Below are 19,647 nucleotides of genomic sequence, written 5' to 3'. Positions count from 1 at the left end.
AACTGTTTATGACGGTAACACACTGTTTACGCAATAAACAGTCTTAGACTGACGCCATGACCGATGCACCCGAGCCCGAGCTTCCGCGGGGCATCGCCCTCGCCTGGGGCGTGGCGGCCAACCCGCAGCGCGGGCCCAAGCGCGAGATGAGCGTCGAGCGCATCGTCGAGGCGGCGGTGGAGATCGCGGATGCCGAGGGGCTGGGCGCCGTGTCGATGGCCGCGGTGGCGGCGCGCCTGGGCTTCACGCCGATGTCGCTCTACCGCTACGTCAGTGCGAAGGAGGACCTCATCCTGCTCATGCAGGAGGAAGCGACCGGAGTGCCGTCAGAGGCGACCCGCACCGCAGCCGGGTGGCGGGAGCGGCTGGAGGTGCTCTACCGCGAGCAGCTCCAGCACTATCTCGAGCACCCCTGGGTGCTCGACGTCCCCATCTCCGGTGTTCCGGCGACGCCGAACAGCGCGGCGTGGATGGACGCGGGGCTGAGCGCGCTCGCCGATACGGGTCTCACCTACAGTGAGCGGCTCGCCGTGATGCTCCTCGTCACCGGGACCGCCCACTGGGCGGGCACGGTCCTCGCAGGCTACGCGCGGGTGGAGCGCGAGCGGGGACTCGACGGCGAGGCGATCAGCCGCAGCGAGGATGCCCTGTTCCGTAGCCTCATCACTGCCGACGCCTACCCCGAACTGCGTGCTGCGATCGAGGAGGGCGCGTTCCTCGACGAGTCCGATCCGTTCGCATTCGCGCTCGCGCGGGGCCTCGAAGGGGTCAGCGACTACATCGCGGCCACGGCCGGCGGCCGCCGCGAGCGCCCCGCTCCCTGGGTCCGGGCGGACGACGCCGACATCGCCGACGACAAGAAGTTCCGCGAGGCGCGCAAGGCGGTCCGCCTCGCCGAGAGGGCGCTGCGCGACGCCCGCAGGGCCGAGCGGCAGGCGGCACGGGAAGCCCGCGAGAGGCGCGCGCGTCAGCGTCCTGAGGCCTAATGGTCCCACCAGCAACACGAGTCACACCGGTTCACACGCGTCTCTGTGTTTACACACCGACTCCGCCCGTTCTAGAGTGACTGCAGCACTTCTGGGGAAGGGGATCGACATGGCTGAACTGCCGGACGTGCGCTTCCTCACGGTGGCCGAGGTCGCCGAGCTGATGCGGGTCTCGAAAATGACGGTCTACCGTCTCGTGCACTCGGGCGAGCTGCCCGCCGTTCGCTTCGGACGCAGCTACCGTGTGCCGGAGTCCGCGGTCACCGAGGCCCTGCAACGGCCGATCGCCGACGTCGGCTAGACTGTTCTGAGGCATTTTTCCTTTTGCCCCGTTCCCGGGCGCGGCCAGGCCGCGTCCAGACCCCGATCTAGTGAGGTTTTCCGTGGGTTCTGTCATCAAGAAGCGCCGCAAGCGCATGGCGAAGAAGAAGCACCGCAAGCTGCTTCGCAAGACCCGCCACCAGCGCCGCAACAAGAAGTAAGCGGCATCCGCACCAAGCGCCTGTCTTCGGACGGGCGCTTCGTGTATCCGTGCTGCCCCGGCAGAGCCCGCCACCCGAGAGGCCGTCATGAAGTCCATCACCGTCCAGCAGCTGCGTGACCGCGTCGAGACCCCGCTCATCGACGTGCGGGAGGTCGACGAGTACGCCGCAGGTCACGTGCCCGGCGCCATCAACATCCCGATGTCGGCCATCGGCGGCCGCCTCGACGAGCTTCCCGACGGCGCATTCGATGTGATCTGCGCGATCGGCGGCCGCTCCGGGCGCGTGGTCGAGGCGCTCGAGGCCCGCGGCTACGACGTCACCAACGTCGACGGCGGCACCAACGAGTGGGTCGCCGCCGGCTACCCGGTCGAGGCGTGACGGAAGCGCCGAGTGTGACCACCGTCACCGTGATCGGCAAGCCCGACTGCCATCTCTGCGACGTCGCGCGCGAGGTCGTCGAGACCGTCGTGGCGGAACTCCCCGAGGACTCGGTCGACGTCGAGGAGTACTCGATCGCCGAAGACCCCGCCCTCTACGCGCTGTGGTGGGAGAAGATCCCGGTCGTGCTCATCGACGGCGAGCTCCACGGGCACTGGCGAGTGTCGCCCGACCGCCTGCGCGCCGCGCTGACCGCCTGACTCGCTGGCTGCGCGACCGCGGACGGAGACGGAAGCTGCGGCCCGCAGCATCCGTCTCCCGATCAGGTCAGGGGGCGAGGCGCGTCGGCCCGCGGAAGAGGTACGTGACCTCCCGGATCGAGTCCTGGCCGAGCAGCAGCATCATCACGCGCGCGAGGCCCATGCCGAATCCGCCGTGAGGCGGGGCGCCGTAGCGGAAGAAGTCGAAGTAGAAGTCCAGGTGCTCGGCCCCGAGCCCCTTCTCCTTCGCCTGCTCGATCAGCACATCGACGCGGTGCTCGCGCTGGGCGCCCGTGGTGATCTCGACGCCCTTGAAGAGGAGGTCGTAGGACCTGGTCAGGCCGGTCTTCTCGTCGCGCATGTGGTAGAACGCGCGGATCTCGGGGTGATAGTCGGTGATGAAGACGAACTGGTGGCCGTAGGTCTCCTCGACGTACGCGGAGATCTGACGCTCGCCCTCGGGGTCGAGGTCGCCGTCGGTGCGCGGGATGTCGTACCCGCGGCTCTTCACGATCTCGCGTGCCTCGGAGAGCGCGATGCGCGGGAACGGGATCGCGGGCACCTGAACCTCGAGACCGAAGAGCTCCTCGATCTCGGCGCCGTGCTTGTCCTTGACGGCCTGGAACGCGGTCTGCAGGAGTTCCTCCTGCATCGCCGCGACGTCCTCGTGGGAGTCGATCCAGCTGATCTCGGCATCGATCGAGGTGAACTCCGTTGCGTGGCGCGACGTGAACGACGGGTCGGCGCGGAAGGCCGGGGCGATCTCGAAGATCTTGCCGAAGCCGGCGACCTGGGCCATCTGCTTGAAGAACTGCGGCGACTGGGCGAGATACGCGGTCTTGTCCTCGAAGTACGGCACCTCGAAGAGCTCGGCGTTGGACTCCGAGGCCGAGGCCATGAGCTTGGGGGAGTGCACCTCGATGTAGTCGCGCTCGATCCAGTACGAGCGGAAGGCGTGCTCGAGGGTGGTCTGCACGCGGAAGATGAGGTTGTTGCGGCGCTGGCGCAGGTCGAGGAAGCGCCAGTCCATGCGTTTGTCGAGACCGGAGTCGGCCGCGATGGGCGTCTCGGGGAGGGCAGCCGCCGCGATGTCGAGCGCACCGATCTTGATCTCCACGCCGCCGAGCTTGACGCGCTCGTCGTGCTTGAGCTCGCCGCTCACGGTCAGGAACGTGCCCGTGGCGAGGTTCGAGATGACGTCCGTGAGCGCCAGGGCCGCGGCATCCTGTTCCGTGCGGTCCTCTGTCGGACGCGTCGCGGGGTTGACCAGCTGCACCGCACCGGATTCATCGCGGAGGATGACGAACTGCACCTTCTTCTGATCGCGGACGGTCTCGACCCACCCGGAGACGGAGACGGGGCCATCGGCCAGACCCTGCAGCTGCTTGACGAGGACGCGTTCACTCACGAGCGACAAGTCTAGGTGACCCCTTGCGCGCGCCCTCGCCGGAAGGGTGCGCGCGCCGCTACCATGCGGGCATGACCACGCCGGAACCAGAACAGCCCGCACCGGCATCGACCGCGTCGGCCCCGCCGCCTTATCCGGGCGGACCGGCAAACCTTCCGTCGGCGGAGGATGCACCGGCGGCCAAGCGGCCGGTGAAGGTCCTCGACCTCGTGGTCACCATCGTGCTGCTCGTCGCCGACGCGGTGCTGGCGACGTTGGCGTCGTTCATGGGGATCTTCCTCGTGATGGCCTCCGACTCCTGCGGTGCCCGCGACTGCAACGTGGACCTCATCACCCTCGGGTGGCTGATGGGCATGATCCTGCCGTGGGTGATGCTCGTCGTGACCGTCGTCGTGGCGATCGTGCTGATGGTCAAGAGACGGCTCGCATTCTGGGTGCCGCTCGCGGGCGCGGCCCTCATCGTGGCCTCGCTCGTCGCCGCGTTCATGGTCGCTTCGGCCGCAGTCCCCGGTTCGACGCTCTGATCCCGATCGGATTCCGCCAGGTTCAACCGGTTCCGGGGGTCAGCACCCGGGTTTCGTTCATCTCCGGTCCGTAGCGTGGACCCGTCGCGCCGAACGGTCGCGGCCGCCGCCACCAGGTGCCGACGGACGGACGGGGATCCGACGAATGACGACTGCGACGACGACCGACGGCTCCTGGCTCAGCGCCCTCGCGGACTGGGCCGTCTCGCTGATGGACGTGATCGGACCCGCCGGTGCGGGCATCGCGATCGCGATGGAGAACCTCTTCCCGCCGCTGCCCAGCGAGGTGATCCTGCCGATGGCGGGCCTCGCGGCGAGCCGCGGGTCGTTCTCGCCGGTCGAGGCCCTGGTGTGGACCACCGTCGGTTCGGTCGCCGGCGCGCTCCTCCTCTACGGGCTCGGCGCCTGGCTCGGGATCGCGCGGCTGCGCGCGATCGCGACCAAGGTGCCGCTGCTGCACCCCGAAGACATCGACCGCACGGCCGCCTGGTTCGGGCGCCATGGAGGCAAGGCGGTGTTCTTCGGGCGGATGATCCCGATCTTCCGGAGCCTGATCTCCATCCCCGCGGGAATCACTCGCATGCCGGTGTGGCGGTTCACCCTGCTGACCGCGGCGGGCAGCCTGGTGTGGAACTCGATCTTCGTCTTCTCGGGCTTCTTCCTCGGGGAGTCCTGGCATCTCGTCGAGCGGTACGCCGACATCCTGCAATACGTCGTCATCGCCGCCGCCGTGATCGGCGTCGCGTGGTTCCTCTACGTGCGGGTGCGCGCCGTGCTCGAGTCCCGCGGTACGTCGAGCGGTCCCGAGCCCGAACTCGACTGAGCTCCCCGTCGACGGGGCGACGAAGCTGGGAGAACGCTCAGCCGGTCCACAGAAGACCCGCACGTAGACTGGGCGGGTGCCCGCAGCTCGCCTCCATCTTGTGCGCCACGGGGAGGTCCACAACCCTGCCCGCGTGCTCTACGGGCGACTCCCGGGGTACGGGCTGAGCGTCGACGGCCGCCATATGGCCCGGCAGGCCGCCGAGTACATCCAGTCGCTCGACCGCCCGGTGTCGGCGCTCGTGTGCTCGCCGCTGCAGCGCACGCAGGAGTCGGCGGAGCCGTTCGCCGAGATCTTCGGCGTCGCGCCGGTCCTCGACGAGCGGGTCATCGAGCCGACCAACGTCTTCGAGGGCAAGCGCATGGCGAGGGCCCTCATCAACCCCTGGAACTGGCGGCACCTGCGCAAACCCGCACTGCCCAGCTGGGGTGAGCCGTATGCGGACGTCGTGGGCCGGATGAATTCGGCGATGACGCACGCCTGGGACGCTGCGGACTCGGGTGACGTCGTCATCGTGTCGCATCAGCTCCCGATCTGGATCACCCACCTCGCGGTCGCCGGCCTCCCGCTCCGGCACGACCCCCGCGCGCGCCGCTGCGCGCTGTCGAGCGTGACGAGCTTCGAGATGGTCGACGGCACGTGGACCGAGACCGCCTACGCGGAACCCGCGTCGACGGCCGGCGCGGTGGATGTGGGGGCGGTATGACTCAGCGGTTCCAGAAGGTGCGGGCCGCAGCATCCGCTCTCCTCGTCGTCGGGCTGATCGCCGGACTCGCCGCGTGCACGAGCGACCCCCTCGCCGATCAGTACCGCTCCGGCGACAACAAGGGCTTCGTCGCCGCCGACGGGTTCCGCGTCGTCGAGATCCCGGCCGAAGATCGCACCGAGCCGGTGGAGTTCGAGGGCGTGCTCGACACCGGCGGCTCGACCTCCAGCGCCGACTACGCGGGCGAGGTGCTCGTCGTGAACTTCTGGTACGCCGGCTGCGCACCGTGCCGGGTCGAGGCTCCCGAGCTGGCCGCGGTCGATGCGCAGTTCGCGGACCAGGGCGTCTCGTTCCTCGGCGTGAACCTGTACGACGGTGCTGCGGCCTCGCAGGCGTTCGCCGAGAAGTACGGCGTCGAGTACCCCAGTGCGCTCGCGACCGAGGACGGCTCGATCAAGCTCGCCTTCGCGGGGGAGACCCCGCTCAACGCCGTGCCCGTCACGATCGTGCTCGACAAGCAGGGCCGCGTGGCCGCGCGCCTGGTCGGCCAGATCGAAGAGGCCTCGATCCTCGAGACGATCGTGCGCGACGCCCTGGTGGAGTCATGAACCTCGGCGCCCTCGTCGCCGACGGGTCGCTCGTGATCGCCGTCCCGATCGCCATCCTCGCCGGCGCCATCTCGTTCCTGTCGCCGTGTGTGCTCCCGCTCGTGCCGGGGTACCTCGGATTCATCGGCGGCGCGGTTTCGCCGCGGCCGGCGCCTGTCGCGGCGGGAACGGATGCCGCGCGCCGGCGTTCGTCAGAAGCTCAGGGCGGTTCGACTCTGCGTCTCGGCTCCCGGGCTCGCTCGACGAACGCGTCCCTCGCTCGCTCGACGACCGGAGGGGAAGGCGGGGACGCCGGCGCGCCGGCGCGCGGGCGTCTCGTGCTCGGCGTGCTCCTCTTCATCGCGGGTTTCACCGTCGTGTTCGTCAGCATGGCGATGCTCGGCGGCACGCTGGGACGCTTCCTGCTCGAGTACCAGGACCTCATCACGCGCATCCTCGGCGTCGTCATCATCGCGATGGGCCTCGTCTTCATCGGGTGGTTCGGCCTGGCGCAGCGCATGGCGCGGCCTCAGGTCCGCGGAAACCTCGGGCTCATCGGCGCCCCGCTGCTGGGCATCGCGCTCGGCATCGGCTGGGCGCCGTGCATCGGCCCGACCCTCGCCGTGATCCTGACGATGGCGTTCGACTCCGGCTCGGCCGCGCGCGCGGCGCTGCTGGGCGTCGCGTACTCGCTGGGTCTCGGCATCCCGTTCCTCCTCCTCACCCTCGGGTTCGGGTGGGCGACGCGCTCGGTATCGTTCGTGCGGCGCCACATCCGCGTGGTCAACCTCATCGGCGGCGCCCTCCTCATCGTGCTCGGCCTGCTCATGGTGACGGGTGTCTGGACCGCCGTCATGGCGCAGCTCCAGGGGGTGTTCGCCAGTGTCCCGGCCCCGCTCTGACGCTCCGGAAGGCTCTGTGACCGACGACGTGACCGATCCGCTCAGGCCCTCCGACCACGCGGACTCCGCAGCATCCGACATCACTCAGCCCGCTCTCGGCATCGTCGGGTGGCTGCGCTGGGGCTGGCGCCAGCTCACGTCGATGCGCACCGCGCTCGTGCTCCTGCTCCTGCTCGCGATCGCCGCCGTGCCCGGCTCCCTCGTGCCGCAGCGCAGCGCCGACCCCAACGGCGTGCGCCAGTACTTCGTCGACAACCCCGACCTCGCGCCGGTGCTCGACAACCTGAGCCTGTTCGACGTGTACACGTCGCCGTGGTTCTCGGCGATCTACATCCTGCTGTTCGTCTCGCTCGTCGGCTGCGTCATCCCGCGCACCAAGCACCACTACAAGGCGATGCGCGCGCAGCCCCCGCGCACCCCGGCGCGATTGGCTCGTCTGGACGCGCATCGCTCCGAGATCCTCGAGTACCGGGACGACACGGATGCTGCGACCGCCGCGGCGACCGCGATCGAGGCCGCCGAGCAGCAGCTGAAGAAGGCGGGGTACCGGGTCTCCCGCTACGACGGCGCGAAGACGCTGTCGGTGTCGGCGGAGCGCGGATACCTGCGCGAGACCGGCAACCTGGTGTTCCACGCGTCGCTGGTCGGAGTGCTGCTCGCGGTCGGCATCGGCGGCGGGTTCACCTACACCGGCCAGACGGTCATCATCGAGGGCCGCACGTGGGTCAACACGATGCTCGACTACACGTCGTTCAACCCCGGCCGGTTCGTCGACGAGGACGCCCTCGAGCCGTACGCGCTCACGCTCGACGACTTCTCTCTCTCGTACGTCAGTCCCGGCCAGCAGGGTGCGGGTCAGGCGGGCGACTTCATCGCGCACCTGACGACGCAGTTCCCGAACGCCGACACCGCCGAGGGCGAGGTGCGCGTCAACCACCCGCTCGCGATCGCCGGCGACAAGGTGTATCTGATGGGCAACGGCTATGCGCCGACCATCACGATCCGCAACGATGCCGGCGACGTGGTGTTCTCGGAGTCGGTGCCGTTCCTGCCGCAGGACAACAACATGACGTCGCAGGGCGTCGTGAAGGTGCCCGACGGCCTGCGCGAGCAGGTGGGCCTGGTGGGCTTCTTCTACCCCACCGCGCAGGAGCTCACCAACGGCGCCTACACCTCGGTGTACGGCGACCTCGAGTACCCGATGCTCACGTTCTGGGTCTACGCCGGCGACCTCGGCATCGACGGCGGCGTCCCCAAGTCGGTGTACACGCTCGACCCGAGCGAGATGACCCAGCTCGCCGGCGGCGACTCGGGCGCCGAGTCGCTCGAGCTGAAGCCCGGCGACACCGTCGACCTGCCCGACGGACTCGGCACGATCAGCTTCGAGAACGAGGCCCCGGACGCCGCCGGGTTCCAGGACTCGGTCAAGCGGTACGTGTCGCTGTCGATCCACCGCGACGCCGCGGCGACGTGGGTGCTGGTGTTCGCCGTGCTCGCGACGGCCGGCCTGCTCGCCGCGCTCTTCGTGCCGCGCCGCCGCATGTGGGTCAAGGCGACGACGCAGGGCCACACCGTGCACCTCGAGTACGCGGGTCTCGCCCGCGGTGAGGACCCCGCGCTCGACGGCGCCGTGGAGCAGTTCGCCCAGCGCCACCTCGCGTCGCTCGCCGACCCCGCCGCCGCGGGCGACCGCGCCACGAAGCCCGAATCCACCCCCGACGTAGACTGAGAGCCATGCCCGACGCCTCCCCCCTCACCCTCGACGACGTCTCGGTGCTGCTGGTCTGGACGGCCATCGCGATCTACGCCCTCGCGTTCATCGCGTACGCGGTCGACCTGGCCCGTCGCGGCGCCGTCGCCGTGGAGGTCAAGGACGCCGCCGCGAAGGATGCTGCGGCCAGGACCGCGCGCGAGCGCGAGCTGGTCGCCGCCGGGGGCGCGGGCTCGCGCACCGGCATCATCGAGCAGATGCGCGCGCAGGAGACGGCCTCGGAGGATGCTCTCAACGCACCGGTCGGCAAGCGCGCGCGGCTCGTCTGGGCTCGCATCGGCACGTCGCTGACGGTGCTCGGCTTCCTGTTCCACCTCGGCGGCGATGTCACCCGCGGCATCGCCGCAGGTCGTGTGCCGTGGTCGAACATGTACGAGTTCGCCCTCACCGGCACGCTCCTCATCGTCGCGGTGTACCTCGGGGTGCTGTTCCGCTACGACCTGCGCTTCCTCGGCACGTTCATCACCGGCCTCGTGGTGGTGCTGCTCGGCGGCACGGCCATCTGGTTCTACACCGACATCGTGCCCCTGATGGACCCGCTCAAGTCGGTGTGGCTCGTCATCCACGTCTTCGTCGCGTCGCTCGCGACGGCGCTGTTCGCCCTCGCGTTCGGCCTCTCGGTGCTGCAGCTCATGCAGGCCCGGCGCGAGACGAAGATCGCGGCTCTCGCGAGGGCGGAGGCCGCAGCATCCGGAACCGCCAAGACCGGACCGGGCTTCCTCAAGACCCTCCCGAGCGCCGAGGCGCTCGAGTCGCTGGCCTACCGCTTCGCGATCCTCGGCTTCATCTTCTGGACGTTCACCCTCATCGCCGGATCCATCTGGGCGAACGACGCGTGGGGCCGCTACTGGGGCTTCGACACGAAGGAAGTCTGGACCTTCGTGATCTGGGTGCTCTACGCCGGTTACATCCACGCGCGCGCCACGCGCGGCTGGCGCGGCTCGCGCTCGGCGTGGCTGTCGATCATCGGCTTCACCGCCGTGATCTTCAACTTCACGATCGTGAACATGTTCTTCAAGGGACTGCACGCGTACTCGGGCCTCAGCTGACGCCATCCTGCGGGGGCCGTCCCGGGATCAGCCTGCCGGGGCGAGCACCACGACCGGCGTCTCGCGGCTGCGCAGCGCCGCGTACGCGTCGAGGTCTGCGTCGCCCTCGAGGGTGCGCCACACGGCCCAGAGGCGTTCGCGCTCCGCACCCGTCGCCTCGTGGGCGATCACGTCGCGCGTGCCGTCGGGAAGATCGACGGATGCCGCGGGCCGGGCCTGCAGATTCAGCCACCACGCCGGCGGCGGGTCGCCCCAGCCGTTCATCGCGAGGGTGACGAGGTCGGGGCCGTCCTCGAAGTACCCGAGGATCGCGACGCGGGGGCTGCCCGAGCGACGGCCGACCGTGTGCAGGCGCATCATCCCGTAGACGGTGGGGGACGGAGGCCGCAGCCCCACGCGTCCGCCGGTCACCCGGTAGAGCCCGCGATGGACGACCCATGCGGTGCGGATGAACCAGCGCGGTGGGATCCGGGCGGGGTTACGCGGCGCCTCGATCGGGCGAGGTGGGGGCTCGGGGGCGTTCATGGCTCCGATCCTGACGCGCCGCCGCCCGGCGGGCAATCGGCCGATCGGCCAGGATGTGCGGCCGATCGGCCGAGGCCGCGAGCCAGGTTGGGGCGCATTTCCTCCGTCGGGGCGGAGGAAATGCGCCCCAACGGCGAGAACGCGCCCCGAACCGGGGGTCAGGCGGTGGCGGGAGCGGCCTTCAGCAGCGCTCGGGCCGACGTGCTGCGCCGGCGTGCGACCGCGAGGATCGTCGCGCCGAGGGCGAGCAGCGTCCACACCGCGAGGCCGGCGATCGCGGCGCCGAGGCCCGACGCCGAGGTGAGCGCGGCGAGCATGCCGTTGTAGGCCGGGCCGGTCGGCAGGAGGGCCGCGACGCCCGAGAGCACCCCCGGCACCGTCGAGACGACGCCGGTCGCGACGGCGAAGACGCCGATGAGCGCGGCGATCCACCGCCCGGCGCCGCCGAACACGGCCATGAGCGCCTGGTTCACCGCGGCGAACGCGATGCCCGCGACGACAGCGACCAGGGCGAACACCCACCAGTCCGCCCACGCGTACGACGCGGCGAGCTGCACGACGCCGGCGACCAGCATGCCCTGCACGGCGCCGAGCGCCGCCGCCGGGGCGAACGAGCGCAGCGCGAGCAGCGCCGAGGGCTGCCGCGACGTCAGCGCGCGTCGCGACACGGCCTGCAGCGCGACGAACGTGCCGAGTCCGCCGAACCACAGTGCGAGGGTCGCGAGCAGCGGGATCGCGGAGGCGCCGAACAGGGACGTGCCCACGCCCTCCGCCTCGACGGGGTTCGCCACCACGGTGGCAAGGTCGGTGGCCTCGTCGTCGGTGTACGACGGGAGGGAATCGGATGCCGTGGCCAGCCCGGTCGCGAGCTCGCCGGTGCCGTCCGCCAGCTGGGCCACGCCGTCGGCGAGGCTCGTGGCCCCGTCGGCGGCCTGGGTCGCGCCGGACGCGAGCTGCGATGCGCCGTCGGAGAGCCCGTCGGCACCGCTCTGGATGCCGGTCACGCCGGTCGCCAGCTGCCCCGCGCCCGCCGCCGACTGGTCGATGCCGCCCGCGAGCTGGGTGAGACCGCCCGCGAGCGTGCCGACGCCGGTGCCGATCTCGCGGAACTGGGCGGTGAGCTTCGCAGTCGCGCCGGCGTTGAACTGGTCGACCGCAAACACGGAACCCTTCGCGGCGAGGTCGGCGCCCGTCGCCGCCTCCACGAGGGTCTGGCAGTACGTCGCGGACGCACCGCTTGCGACGCAGCCGTTCGCGAGCTGCAGCACTCCGGCAGCGGCCTGCGCCGAGAGGTCCAGGGGATCAGACACCTCGGTGGGTACGAGCCCGGTCTGCTCGAGCTGCGCTGCGCCGGCGTTCACGCCGTCCGCGATCTGCTGCGCCCCGGCGGACGCTTCACGCGTCTTGCCTGCGATCGTCGTGAGCCCCGACTGGAGCGACGTCGCGCCGCCCGCGATCTGCCCCGCGCCGCTCGCGAGCTGCGATGCGCCGCTCGCCAGCTGCTCGTTGCCGTCCGCGAGCTGCGAGATGCCGTCGGGCAGCTGCGCGGCGCCGTCGGCGGCCTGGGTCGCGCCGTCGGCGAGCTGCTGCGCGCCGTCGGCCGCGGTGCCGAGCTGGTCGCCCAGCGTGGTGAAGCCGAGGAAGACGTTCTCGAGGTAGACGGTCGACAGCTGCGCGCCCATGGTCGAGGCCGCAGCGGAGGCGACCTGCGCGGTGATGGCGTCGTCGACGATGAGGCTGTCGGGCGGCGTCGTCACCTCGATCGTGGCCTGCTCGGGCTCCTCGCCCGGCCGGGTCGACAGGGCGGCGGCCGTGAAGTTCTCGGGGATCGTGATGACGGCGGCGTAGGTGCCGTCCGCGAGGCCGGCAGCCGCGTCATCCGCGTTCGAGAGCGTCCAGGTGAGGTTGCTGTCGAGGTCGTCCGAGCCCTCGACGAGCCCGGCGGTCAGCTGGCGGCCGAGCGGCACCAGCTGCCCGTCGACCGTGACCGGCTCGTCCTCGTTCACGACGGCGGCGGTCAGGCTGTCGAGCCGCTCCACGGGGTTGTACAGGGCGGCCACCAGGATGCCGCCGATGACGACCGGCAGCAGCAGCACGCCGATCAGCGTCAGCCACGTGACGGGCCGGGTCGAGCGCGCGCGCTCGACGGCCGTGGTGATCCAGGTCGGGGTCATGCGTTCACCTCTGCGGTGGGGGTGGTCTGGGCGGTGGCGGAGCGCAGCGTGATCGAGGTCACGTCGGGGCGGTGCGCGTCCGCGAGGAGGGCGAGGGCGGCGCTCTCGGTGCGACCGGTCACGACGAGCGTCAGACGCTCGTCGCCCGCAGCGAGCGCGGCGGCCGCGTCTCGCAGCAGTGCGGCGGCCTGGTCGCGCTCCGCGTGATCGAGCGCATCGACGCCTTCGATCACGACGAGGCTCGCCTTGCCGGCGAGCGCGCGGCGCAGCGCCGGCACGCGATCGTCGGCGTCGGCGAGGAGCGCCAGACCGACGTGCGCGCGCACCCAGGGCCCGCGTTCGGGGAGCAGGTGGCCGGCGACGCGCAGGCGTCCGTCGGTGGTGGCGAGCCGCGCCGCGATCGTGAGCGCGAAGGCCCGTGCGGCGCGGGGGTCGCCGGTCGCGATGAGCGTGCCGCCGGGCTCGACGCGGAACGCCGCATCCTCGAACAGCACGACCTCGCCGGCCGAGCCGCCCGCGTCCGCACGCACGGCGACGCCGTCGCCGACGACCACGGCGGTCGTGTCCCGCTCCGGCCATTCGGCGAGCGACAGCTCGCGCTCGACGGCCTCGCCCTCGATGTCGAAGTGGGGGAGGACCCGCTCGAGCCAGCGCGGCATCCACCAGGCCTTGTCGCCGAGCAGCGCCATGATGGCCGGCACGAGCGTCATGCGCACGAGGAACGCGTCGACGGCGATGCCGACGGCGAGGCCCAGTGCGATGGGCTTGATCGACGAGTCGCCCTCGGGCACGAAGGCCGCGAACACCGCGAACATGATGACGGCCGCCGCGGTGACCACGCGTGCCGAGGCCGTGAAGCCCGAGCGCACGGCGCCGACCGCGATGTCGCGGCCGCCGCGCGTGGCGTGGCCGCCGGCGGCGCGGCGGGCGTGCACGTAGTCCTCGCGCATGCGGCTGACGAGGAAGACCTCGTAGTCCATCGCCAGGCCGAACAGCACGCCCATGAGGATGATGGGCATGAAGCTGATCACCGGGCCCGTGCGGTCCACGTGCAGCAGCTCGGCGCCCCAGCCCCACTCGAACACGGCGGCGACGACACCGAACGCTGCCATCACCGACAGCAGGTAGCCGAGGGCGGCCTTGATCGGCACCCAGATCGAGCGGAACACGATCATGAGGAGCACGAGCGACAGACCCACGACGAAGACGCCGAACGGCAGCAGGGCGGCACCCAGGCGGTCCGAGATGTCGATGCCGACCGCCGTGAAGCCGGTCACCTTGAGGTCGACGCCGTACTCCTCCTCGAGCTCCGGGGCCAGCGCGCGCAGGTCGCGCACGAGCTGGGCGGTCGCCGGGTCGTCGGGCGCGGTCTCGGGCACGATCTGGATGAGCCCGGTGTCGGCCGTCTCGTTCGGCGTCGCGAGCGCGACCTCCTTCACGCCCGGCACCTTCTCGATCTCGGCCTTCAGATCGCCCAGGAGTCCGAGCGGATCCGTCGACGTGACGATCGTCCCCGTCATGATGAGCGGACCGTTCGACCCCGGCCCGAAGTGCTCGGCCGTGAGGTCGTACGCCTGACGCGCCTGGCTCGACTCCGGCTGCTGGCCGGCGTTCGGCAGCGCCAGCGCGAGGCTCGCGGCGGGGATCGCCATGACGCCGAGGGTGAGGACGACCGCGATGGTGGTGACGATCGGGTGCTTGGTGACCAGCTGCACCCAGCGGTTCGTCCGCTTCGCCGGCGCGTGGTCTGCGAGTGCCGTTTCGGCGCGGTCACCCGCCGAGACGTCGGCGTCCGCAGTCTCTGCCTCGCTCTCGGCTTCGGGCGTCGCGGAGCGACGGGCGCCGGGAAGCGGCATCCCTCTCCGCTTCTTGCCGTGGCCCCAGCCGGCCACGCGGTGCTTCGCGAAGCCGAGGAGGGCGGGCGTCAGGGTGATCGCGACGACCACCGCGATCGCGACCGCGACGGCGGCGGCGATGCCCATCGTGGTGAGGAAGGGGATGCCGGCGAAGCCGAGGCCGATGAGGGCGATGAGCACCGTGATGCCGGCGAACACGACGGCGGAGCCGGCCGTACCGGTCGCGCGCGCGGCGGACTCCTCGGGCTCGATCCCGGCGCGCACCTGGTCCTGATGTCGCGCGACGATGAACAGGGCGTAGTCGATGCCGACCGCGAGCCCCAGCATGATCGCGAGCATGGGGGTGGTCGACGACACCGAGACGAACGCGGTGGCGACGAAGATGAGCGCGATCGCGAGGCCGACCCCGATGAGCGCGGACACGAGCGGGAACCACGCCACCGCGAACGAGCGGAACGTGACGATGAGCACGAACAGCGCGATGAGCACGCCGACCGCCTCGATGAGGGAGAGCGCAGGCACCGACGTCGAGAAGAGGTCGCCGCCCATGGCGACCTGCGAGCCCTCGGGGAGCGTCTCGCGCAGGTCGTCGGCGACGTCTTCGAGGCCTTCCTTCGTCTCGAAGGAGACATCCGTGGCCTGGCCGTCGAACTGCAGTCGGATGATCGCGGCGGACTCGTCGTCCGACACCATGCCCGTGACCATCTCGTTGAATGGATCGGTCACCGCCAAGACGGCGTCGAGGTCTTCGAGGTGCGCGACCGTGTCGTCGATCGCGCCCGCGTACGGCTCCTCGTCGATCCGGTCGCCGTCCGCCGTCACGATGACGAGCTGCGCGCTCGTGCCGCTCGCCTGGGGGAAGCTGCGGTCGAGCAGCTCGATGCCCTCCTGCGCCTCGGTGCCGGGGATCGTGAAGGAGTTGTCGGTGCCGCCCAGGTGGGGTGCGGCGAAGCCGAGGGCGATCAACAGCAGGAGCAACCACGAGACCAGCACCCGCCACGGGTGGCGGTAGGTCCAGCGGCCGAGCGCGTACAGAAGAGTCGACAACAGCGCCTCCGGTTACGGGTGGAGAGTTCGGGAACCGTCGATACAGCGCTGTATCGGATACATGAGTGTATCGTAGGGCGGACTCGTGGTCTGAACCTGAGTAATGCGTGTGAGACTGGACGAGATGGAGGATCGATGACCGACACCCCCGTGGCCGAAGCGACCGGCACCTCGCGTCGGCGCGAGGCGACCCGGCAGAAGCTGCTGGATGCCGCCGCCCTGGTGTTCGCGGAGGTCGGCCTGGATGCAGCATCCGTCGAAGCGATCTGCGAGCGCGCGGGCTTCACACGCGGGGCGTTCTACTCGAACTTCGAGACCAAGGACGAGCTCATGCTGGCGCTCACCGAACGGGTGGCCGGCGAGAAGATCGACGAGGTCGCCGAGCGCGTGGCCGTGCTGCAGGAGCGCGGCGAGGACCTCGAGCCCGGCGCACTCGTGCGCCAGCTTCTCGACGTCGCGTTCGACAAGAAGCAGGGCATCCTGCTGACGAGCGAGATCCGCACCCGCGCCATGCGCGATCAGCGGCTCGCCGAGACCTACCTCGCGTGGCAGGCCGGCATGGTCGAGCGCGTCGGCTCCTTCATCGAGGAGCTCGCGCTTACGTACCGCTTCCGCCTGCGCGTACCGGCGCAGGAGTTCGCCGGCGTCATCCTGCAGACGTGGGAAGACACCTCGGCCTTCGCCATCATGTCGGGCCTCAGCACCCCCCAGATGCACGCTCTCGTGAACGAGCGCACCGCGCGGCTCGCCACGGCCCTCGTCGACCCCCTCTGAGGGCTACGCGTTCAGCAACGCGTAGCAGCGGGCCACGCGGTCGAGCCACCACTGACGGCGGTCGACGGATGCTGCGTGCTCGGCGAGCAGCGCCGGGTCGGGGATGACACGACCCACGGTGAGCACGCCGGCGCGCGGCGTGAGCGGCGGGTCCACGACGTCCGCCGTGAACAGCGACGCGGTACCGAGCCCGCAGTCGTAGTCGAGCTCGGGAAGCGCCGCGGCCAGCGCGACGCCCATCGACAGCCCCACCGACGTGTCGAGGGCGCTCGACACGATCGCGGGCAGCCCCGCCGCCTCGACGATCTCGAGCGCTCGCCGGAGGCCACCGAGCGGCTGCGCCTTGATCACCAGCAGGTCGGCGGCCCCTGCCTGGGCGACCGCCAGCGGATCGGCGGCCTTGCGCACGCTCTCGTCCGCCGCGATCGGGATGCCCATGTACTTCACGCGTCGGCGGAGCTCCGCGAGCTCCTCGACGCTCGCGCACGGCTGCTCGACGTATTCGAGGTCGAACTCGGCCAGCGCGTGCACCGCGTGCTCGGCCTCGTCGACATTCCACGCGCCGTTCGCGTCGACCCGGATGCGCCCTTCGGCACCCATCGCCTCTCGCACCGCTCGCACCCGCGCGACGTCGTCCGCGAGCACCTGACCAGGCTCGGCCACCTTGACCTTCGCGGTGCGGCACCGGTCGAACCGCGCGAGCACGTCGGGAACGGATGCTGCGGCCACCGCCGGCACGGTGGCGTTGACGCCGATGAGCTCACGGCGGGCGGTGGGGCGCGGCATCCGTGAATCCTCGATGGCGGCAGCCAGCCACGTCGAAGCCTCGGCGTCGTCGTACTCGGCGAAGGGCGAGAACTCGGCCCAGCCCTCCCGGCCCTCGAAGAGGAGCGCCTCGCGCACGTCGATGCCGCGGAACCGCGTCGCGAGCGGCAGTGCGACGACGTGCGCGGAATCGAGGATCTCGGCGAGCGGGGGGAGCGGGTGCGGCGTCGTCACGTGCTCAGTCTGCCCGGTCGGTCGATTCGGGTGTGACCCAAACCTGAACTATAAAGTGCCGTTGACTATAGTGTGTGACACACAGTATGGTGTGAGGCATGAGCGAATCCGAGATCCTCGAGACGCATCTGCAGGAGCTGCGGCGCGGCACGGTCGTGCTGGCGTGCCTGCGGCTGCTCGAGGCGCCGGGGTACGGGTACGGACTGCTCGAGGAGCTGGGGCGGCGCGGTTTCCCCACCGACGCGAACACGCTGTACCCGATGCTGCGGCGCCTCGAGAAGCAGGGCTGTCTCACGAGCGAGTGGAACACCGACGAGTCGCGCCCGCGCAAGTTCTACCGCACCAGCGACGCCGGCCAGCGCCTGGCGGGCGCCCTCACCGACGATTTCCGCGCGATCGCCGCCGCGATCGACGCCCTCCCCGAGGAGAAATGACATGACCGCCACCGCCACCCTCACCGACCGCTACGTCGACGCCGCCATGCGCACGGTGCCCGAGGCGCAGCGCGCCGACCTCGCCGCCGAGCTGCGGGCATCCATCGACGACCAGGTCGAGGCGCGCGTCGAGCAGGGCGAACTGCGCGACGACGCCGAGCGCGCCGTGCTCATCGAGCTCGGCGACCCCGACAAGCTCGCCGCGCAGTACACCGATCGCCCGCTGTGGCTCGTCGGGCCGCGGTACTTCCTCGACTGGTGGCGGCTGCTCAAGCTGCTGCTCTACATCGTTCCCGCGTGCGCCGCGTTCGGCGTCTCGCTCGCGATGGTGCTCGACGGCGCAACGTTCGGCGAGATCATCGGCGCGCTCGTGCCGCTGCTGCTGTCGGTGATCGTGCACCTCGCGTTCTGGACGACGCTGGTGTTCGTGATCCTCGAGCGCACCGGCCACGAGACGATGAACGGCCAGCGCTGGACGCCCGACCAGCTCCCCGAGCCGCGCCAGAAGGGCGTCGGGCTCGGCGACATGATCGCGTCGCTGGCGTTCCTCGGGATCATGGCCGGGGTCGTGCTCTGGGATCTGTTCGTCGGGTTCGTGCCCACCGAACCAGGGCTGTCGTTCCTCGACCCCGGACTCTGGCCCTGGTGGATCCTGGCGCTGTTCGCGGTCATGGCGCTCGAAGCCGTGCTCGCGATCGTCGTCTACGCGATCGGACGCTGGACCATCGGCCTCGCGGTGGTCAACGGCATCCTGAATCTCGTCATCGCGGTGCCGGCGTTGTGGCTCCTGTTCGAGGGACGCCTCATCAACCCCGCGTACTTCCCGACGATCATCCCCGACGGCGGCGAAGAGGTGGGCCAGATCCTCTCGATCATCGTCGGCTTCGTGATCGCGGGAGTCGCAGTGTGGGACACGGTGGATGCCGCGCTCAAGGCGGCGCGCGCACGCCGGGGGTCGTCGCGCGTCCTCAACTGAGGACCTGACCCGAGATGCGGACCGGAACGCTCGTTCCGGTCCGCATCTCGGCACGTTCCCTCGAACGAGGCCCACCCCCTCGGGCCGGCCTTACGCTTTCCCCATGCCCCTCCTCGACACTCCCGTGCGCCTCGGCGTGCAGCTGCAGCCCCAGCACGCCCCCTATTCCGCCTTCCGCGACGCGGTGCTCCGCCTCGAGGAGATGGGCGTCGACATCCTCTTCAACTGGGACCACTTCTTCCCGCTGAGCGGCGACCCCGAAGGTCTCCACTTCGAGTCATGGACGATGCTCGCGGCATGGGCCGAGCAGACCGAGCACGTCGAGTTCGGTGCCCTCGTCAACTGCAACAGCTACCGCAACCCCGACCTCCAGGCCGATATGGCCCGCACGATCGACCACATCTCCGCGAAGGACGGCGTGGGCCGCTTCATCTTCGCCACCGGCTCGGGCTGGTTCGCTCGGGACTACGAGGAGTACGGGTACGACTTCGGCACCACCGGGTCGCGCCTGAACGACCTCGCGGCCGGACTGGAGCGCATCGAGGAGCGCTGGCAGAAGCTCAACCCGGCGCCGACGCGCGACATCCCGGTCATGATCGGGGGTTCGGGCGAGCAGAAGACGCTGCGCCTCGTCGCCCGCCACGCCGACATCTGGCACAGCTTCGTGCGCCCGGGCGACCTCCCCCACAAGCTCGACGTCATCGAGCGGTGGGCCGCGCGCGAGCAGCGCGACACCTCGAACCTCGTCATCTCGAACGAGCTGCAGCGCCGCGACGAATCCTTCGCCGACGACCTCTACGACGCCGGTGTGCGCCTCTTCACCCTCGGCTTCCAGGGCCCCGACTGGGACTACGACCTCATCCGACGGTGGCTGGCCTGGCGCGATGCCAAGAACGCCTGAGCTCTTCTCACGACGGATGCTGCCGCCCACGGGCACGACGCCGGGCCGCGGCATCCGTCACGAACCGGACCACAACACAGGC

The 19,647-nt window shown here is 70.5% G+C and carries 21 protein-coding genes; 16 read left to right on the top strand and 5 right to left on the bottom strand.

Features of this window, described 5'->3' with window-relative positions; translation table 11 throughout:
* Positions 1-56: 56 nt before the first annotated feature.
* The 5 genes from MRBLWH3_RS00270 to MRBLWH3_RS00250 all read left to right on the top strand — a co-directional run bounded on the left by MRBLWH3_RS00270 (position 57) and on the right by MRBLWH3_RS00250 (position 2,109).
* Positions 57-986, top strand: coding sequence for a TetR/AcrR family transcriptional regulator (locus MRBLWH3_RS00270; protein ID WP_363427563.1), 930 nt, complete (start codon positions 57-59; stop codon positions 984-986).
* Between the two features lie 109 nt (positions 987-1,095).
* Entirely contained in the window at positions 1,096-1,287 is a 192-nt protein-coding gene (locus tag MRBLWH3_RS00265; protein WP_019182077.1) for a helix-turn-helix domain-containing protein, read from the top strand.
* Between the two features lie 82 nt (positions 1,288-1,369).
* A complete protein-coding gene (locus tag MRBLWH3_RS00260; protein ID WP_003792170.1) occupies positions 1,370-1,468 on the top strand; it encodes a 30S ribosomal protein bS22 in 99 nt (32 codons plus the stop codon).
* A gap of 87 nt (positions 1,469-1,555) precedes the next feature.
* Positions 1,556-1,849, top strand: a complete 294-nt coding sequence (locus MRBLWH3_RS00255) for a rhodanese-like domain-containing protein (protein ID WP_363427561.1) — start codon at positions 1,556-1,558, stop codon at positions 1,847-1,849.
* A gap of 14 nt (positions 1,850-1,863) precedes the next feature.
* Complete coding sequence (locus MRBLWH3_RS00250) at positions 1,864-2,109, top strand: glutaredoxin family protein (protein ID WP_363427559.1); 246 nt, start codon at positions 1,864-1,866, stop codon at positions 2,107-2,109.
* A gap of 67 nt (positions 2,110-2,176) precedes the next feature.
* Here the strand turns inward: MRBLWH3_RS00250 and aspS are convergent, their stop codons facing one another.
* Positions 2,177-3,517: an aspartate--tRNA(Asn) ligase gene (aspS, locus tag MRBLWH3_RS00245; RefSeq protein ID WP_363427557.1), complete on the bottom strand. Its 1,341-nt coding sequence runs from the start codon at positions 3,515-3,517 to the stop codon at positions 2,177-2,179.
* 71 nt (positions 3,518-3,588) lie between these two features.
* Here aspS and MRBLWH3_RS00240 point away from each other — a divergent pair, with 71 nt between their 5' ends.
* From MRBLWH3_RS00240 to ccsB, 7 genes are all read left to right on the top strand, one after another.
* The gene (locus MRBLWH3_RS00240) at positions 3,589-4,041 is read left to right on the top strand and encodes a DUF6264 family protein (RefSeq protein WP_363427555.1); all 453 of its coding nucleotides are present in this window, start codon (positions 3,589-3,591) and stop codon (positions 4,039-4,041) included.
* Between the two features lie 145 nt (positions 4,042-4,186).
* On the top strand, positions 4,187-4,864 hold the full coding sequence (locus tag MRBLWH3_RS00235) for a DedA family protein (RefSeq protein ID WP_363427553.1): 678 nt from the start codon (positions 4,187-4,189) through the stop codon (positions 4,862-4,864).
* A gap of 76 nt (positions 4,865-4,940) precedes the next feature.
* Positions 4,941-5,570 carry a histidine phosphatase family protein gene (locus tag MRBLWH3_RS00230; RefSeq protein WP_363427551.1) on the top strand — a complete coding sequence of 210 codons (630 nt, stop codon included), beginning with the start codon at positions 4,941-4,943 and terminating at the stop codon, positions 5,568-5,570.
* Positions 5,567-6,178, top strand: coding sequence for a TlpA family protein disulfide reductase (locus MRBLWH3_RS00225; RefSeq protein WP_363427549.1), 612 nt, complete (start codon positions 5,567-5,569; stop codon positions 6,176-6,178). Before MRBLWH3_RS00230 ends, MRBLWH3_RS00225 begins: the two co-directional genes overlap by 4 nt.
* Positions 6,175-7,059, top strand: a complete 885-nt coding sequence (locus MRBLWH3_RS00220; RefSeq protein ID WP_363427547.1) for a cytochrome c biogenesis CcdA family protein — start codon at positions 6,175-6,177, stop codon at positions 7,057-7,059. Before MRBLWH3_RS00225 ends, MRBLWH3_RS00220 begins: the two co-directional genes overlap by 4 nt.
* A 16-nt stretch (positions 7,060-7,075) precedes the next feature.
* Positions 7,076-8,788: a cytochrome c biogenesis protein ResB gene (resB, locus tag MRBLWH3_RS00215; RefSeq protein WP_363427545.1), complete on the top strand. Its 1,713-nt coding sequence runs from the start codon at positions 7,076-7,078 to the stop codon at positions 8,786-8,788.
* Positions 8,789-8,793: 5 nt separating this feature from the next.
* Entirely contained in the window at positions 8,794-9,879 is a 1,086-nt protein-coding gene (ccsB, locus tag MRBLWH3_RS00210) for a c-type cytochrome biogenesis protein CcsB (protein ID WP_363427543.1), read from the top strand.
* A gap of 27 nt (positions 9,880-9,906) precedes the next feature.
* Here the strand turns inward: ccsB and MRBLWH3_RS00205 are convergent, their stop codons facing one another.
* The 3 genes from MRBLWH3_RS00205 to MRBLWH3_RS00195 form a co-directional block, all read right to left on the bottom strand.
* Positions 9,907-10,404, bottom strand: coding sequence for a nitroreductase/quinone reductase family protein (locus tag MRBLWH3_RS00205; RefSeq protein ID WP_363427541.1), 498 nt, complete (start codon positions 10,402-10,404; stop codon positions 9,907-9,909).
* Between the two features lie 158 nt (positions 10,405-10,562).
* Positions 10,563-12,578, bottom strand: a complete 2,016-nt coding sequence (locus MRBLWH3_RS00200) for a YhgE/Pip domain-containing protein (RefSeq protein WP_363427539.1) — start codon at positions 12,576-12,578, stop codon at positions 10,563-10,565.
* Positions 12,575-15,481 carry an MMPL family transporter gene (locus MRBLWH3_RS00195; RefSeq protein ID WP_363427537.1) on the bottom strand — a complete coding sequence of 969 codons (2,907 nt, stop codon included), beginning with the start codon at positions 15,479-15,481 and terminating at the stop codon, positions 12,575-12,577. The genes MRBLWH3_RS00200 and MRBLWH3_RS00195 overlap by 4 nt, the downstream gene beginning before the upstream one ends.
* Positions 15,482-15,616: 135 nt before the next feature.
* Here MRBLWH3_RS00195 and MRBLWH3_RS00190 point away from each other — a divergent pair, with 135 nt between their 5' ends.
* Complete coding sequence (locus MRBLWH3_RS00190) at positions 15,617-16,255, top strand: TetR/AcrR family transcriptional regulator (RefSeq protein WP_363427535.1); 639 nt, start codon at positions 15,617-15,619, stop codon at positions 16,253-16,255.
* A gap of 3 nt (positions 16,256-16,258) precedes the next feature.
* On the opposite strand, the gene MRBLWH3_RS00185 is transcribed toward MRBLWH3_RS00190, so the two are convergent.
* On the bottom strand, positions 16,259-17,254 hold the full coding sequence (locus MRBLWH3_RS00185; protein ID WP_363427533.1) for an o-succinylbenzoate synthase: 996 nt from the start codon (positions 17,252-17,254) through the stop codon (positions 16,259-16,261).
* A gap of 98 nt (positions 17,255-17,352) precedes the next feature.
* Here MRBLWH3_RS00185 and MRBLWH3_RS00180 point away from each other — a divergent pair, with 98 nt between their 5' ends.
* The 3 genes from MRBLWH3_RS00180 (at position 17,353) to MRBLWH3_RS00170 (ending at position 19,565) form a co-directional block, all read left to right on the top strand.
* Positions 17,353-17,688, top strand: a complete 336-nt coding sequence (locus tag MRBLWH3_RS00180; RefSeq protein WP_363427531.1) for a PadR family transcriptional regulator — start codon at positions 17,353-17,355, stop codon at positions 17,686-17,688.
* Between the two features lies 1 nt (position 17,689).
* Positions 17,690-18,664, top strand: coding sequence for a permease prefix domain 1-containing protein (locus MRBLWH3_RS00175; RefSeq protein ID WP_363427529.1), 975 nt, complete (start codon positions 17,690-17,692; stop codon positions 18,662-18,664).
* Between the two features lie 103 nt (positions 18,665-18,767).
* Positions 18,768-19,565 (top strand): LLM class F420-dependent oxidoreductase, encoded by a 798-nt coding sequence (locus MRBLWH3_RS00170; protein ID WP_363427527.1) that lies wholly within the window; start codon positions 18,768-18,770, stop codon positions 19,563-19,565.
* Positions 19,566-19,647: the final 82 nt, after the last annotated feature.

This window comes from Microbacterium sp. LWH3-1.2 (assembly GCF_040675855.1).
In the GTDB taxonomy this organism is placed as follows: domain Bacteria; phylum Actinomycetota; class Actinomycetes; order Actinomycetales; family Microbacteriaceae; genus Microbacterium.
The sequence above is the reverse complement of the archived record's forward strand: the minus strand, read 5'-3'. Positions and strand labels throughout refer to the sequence as shown.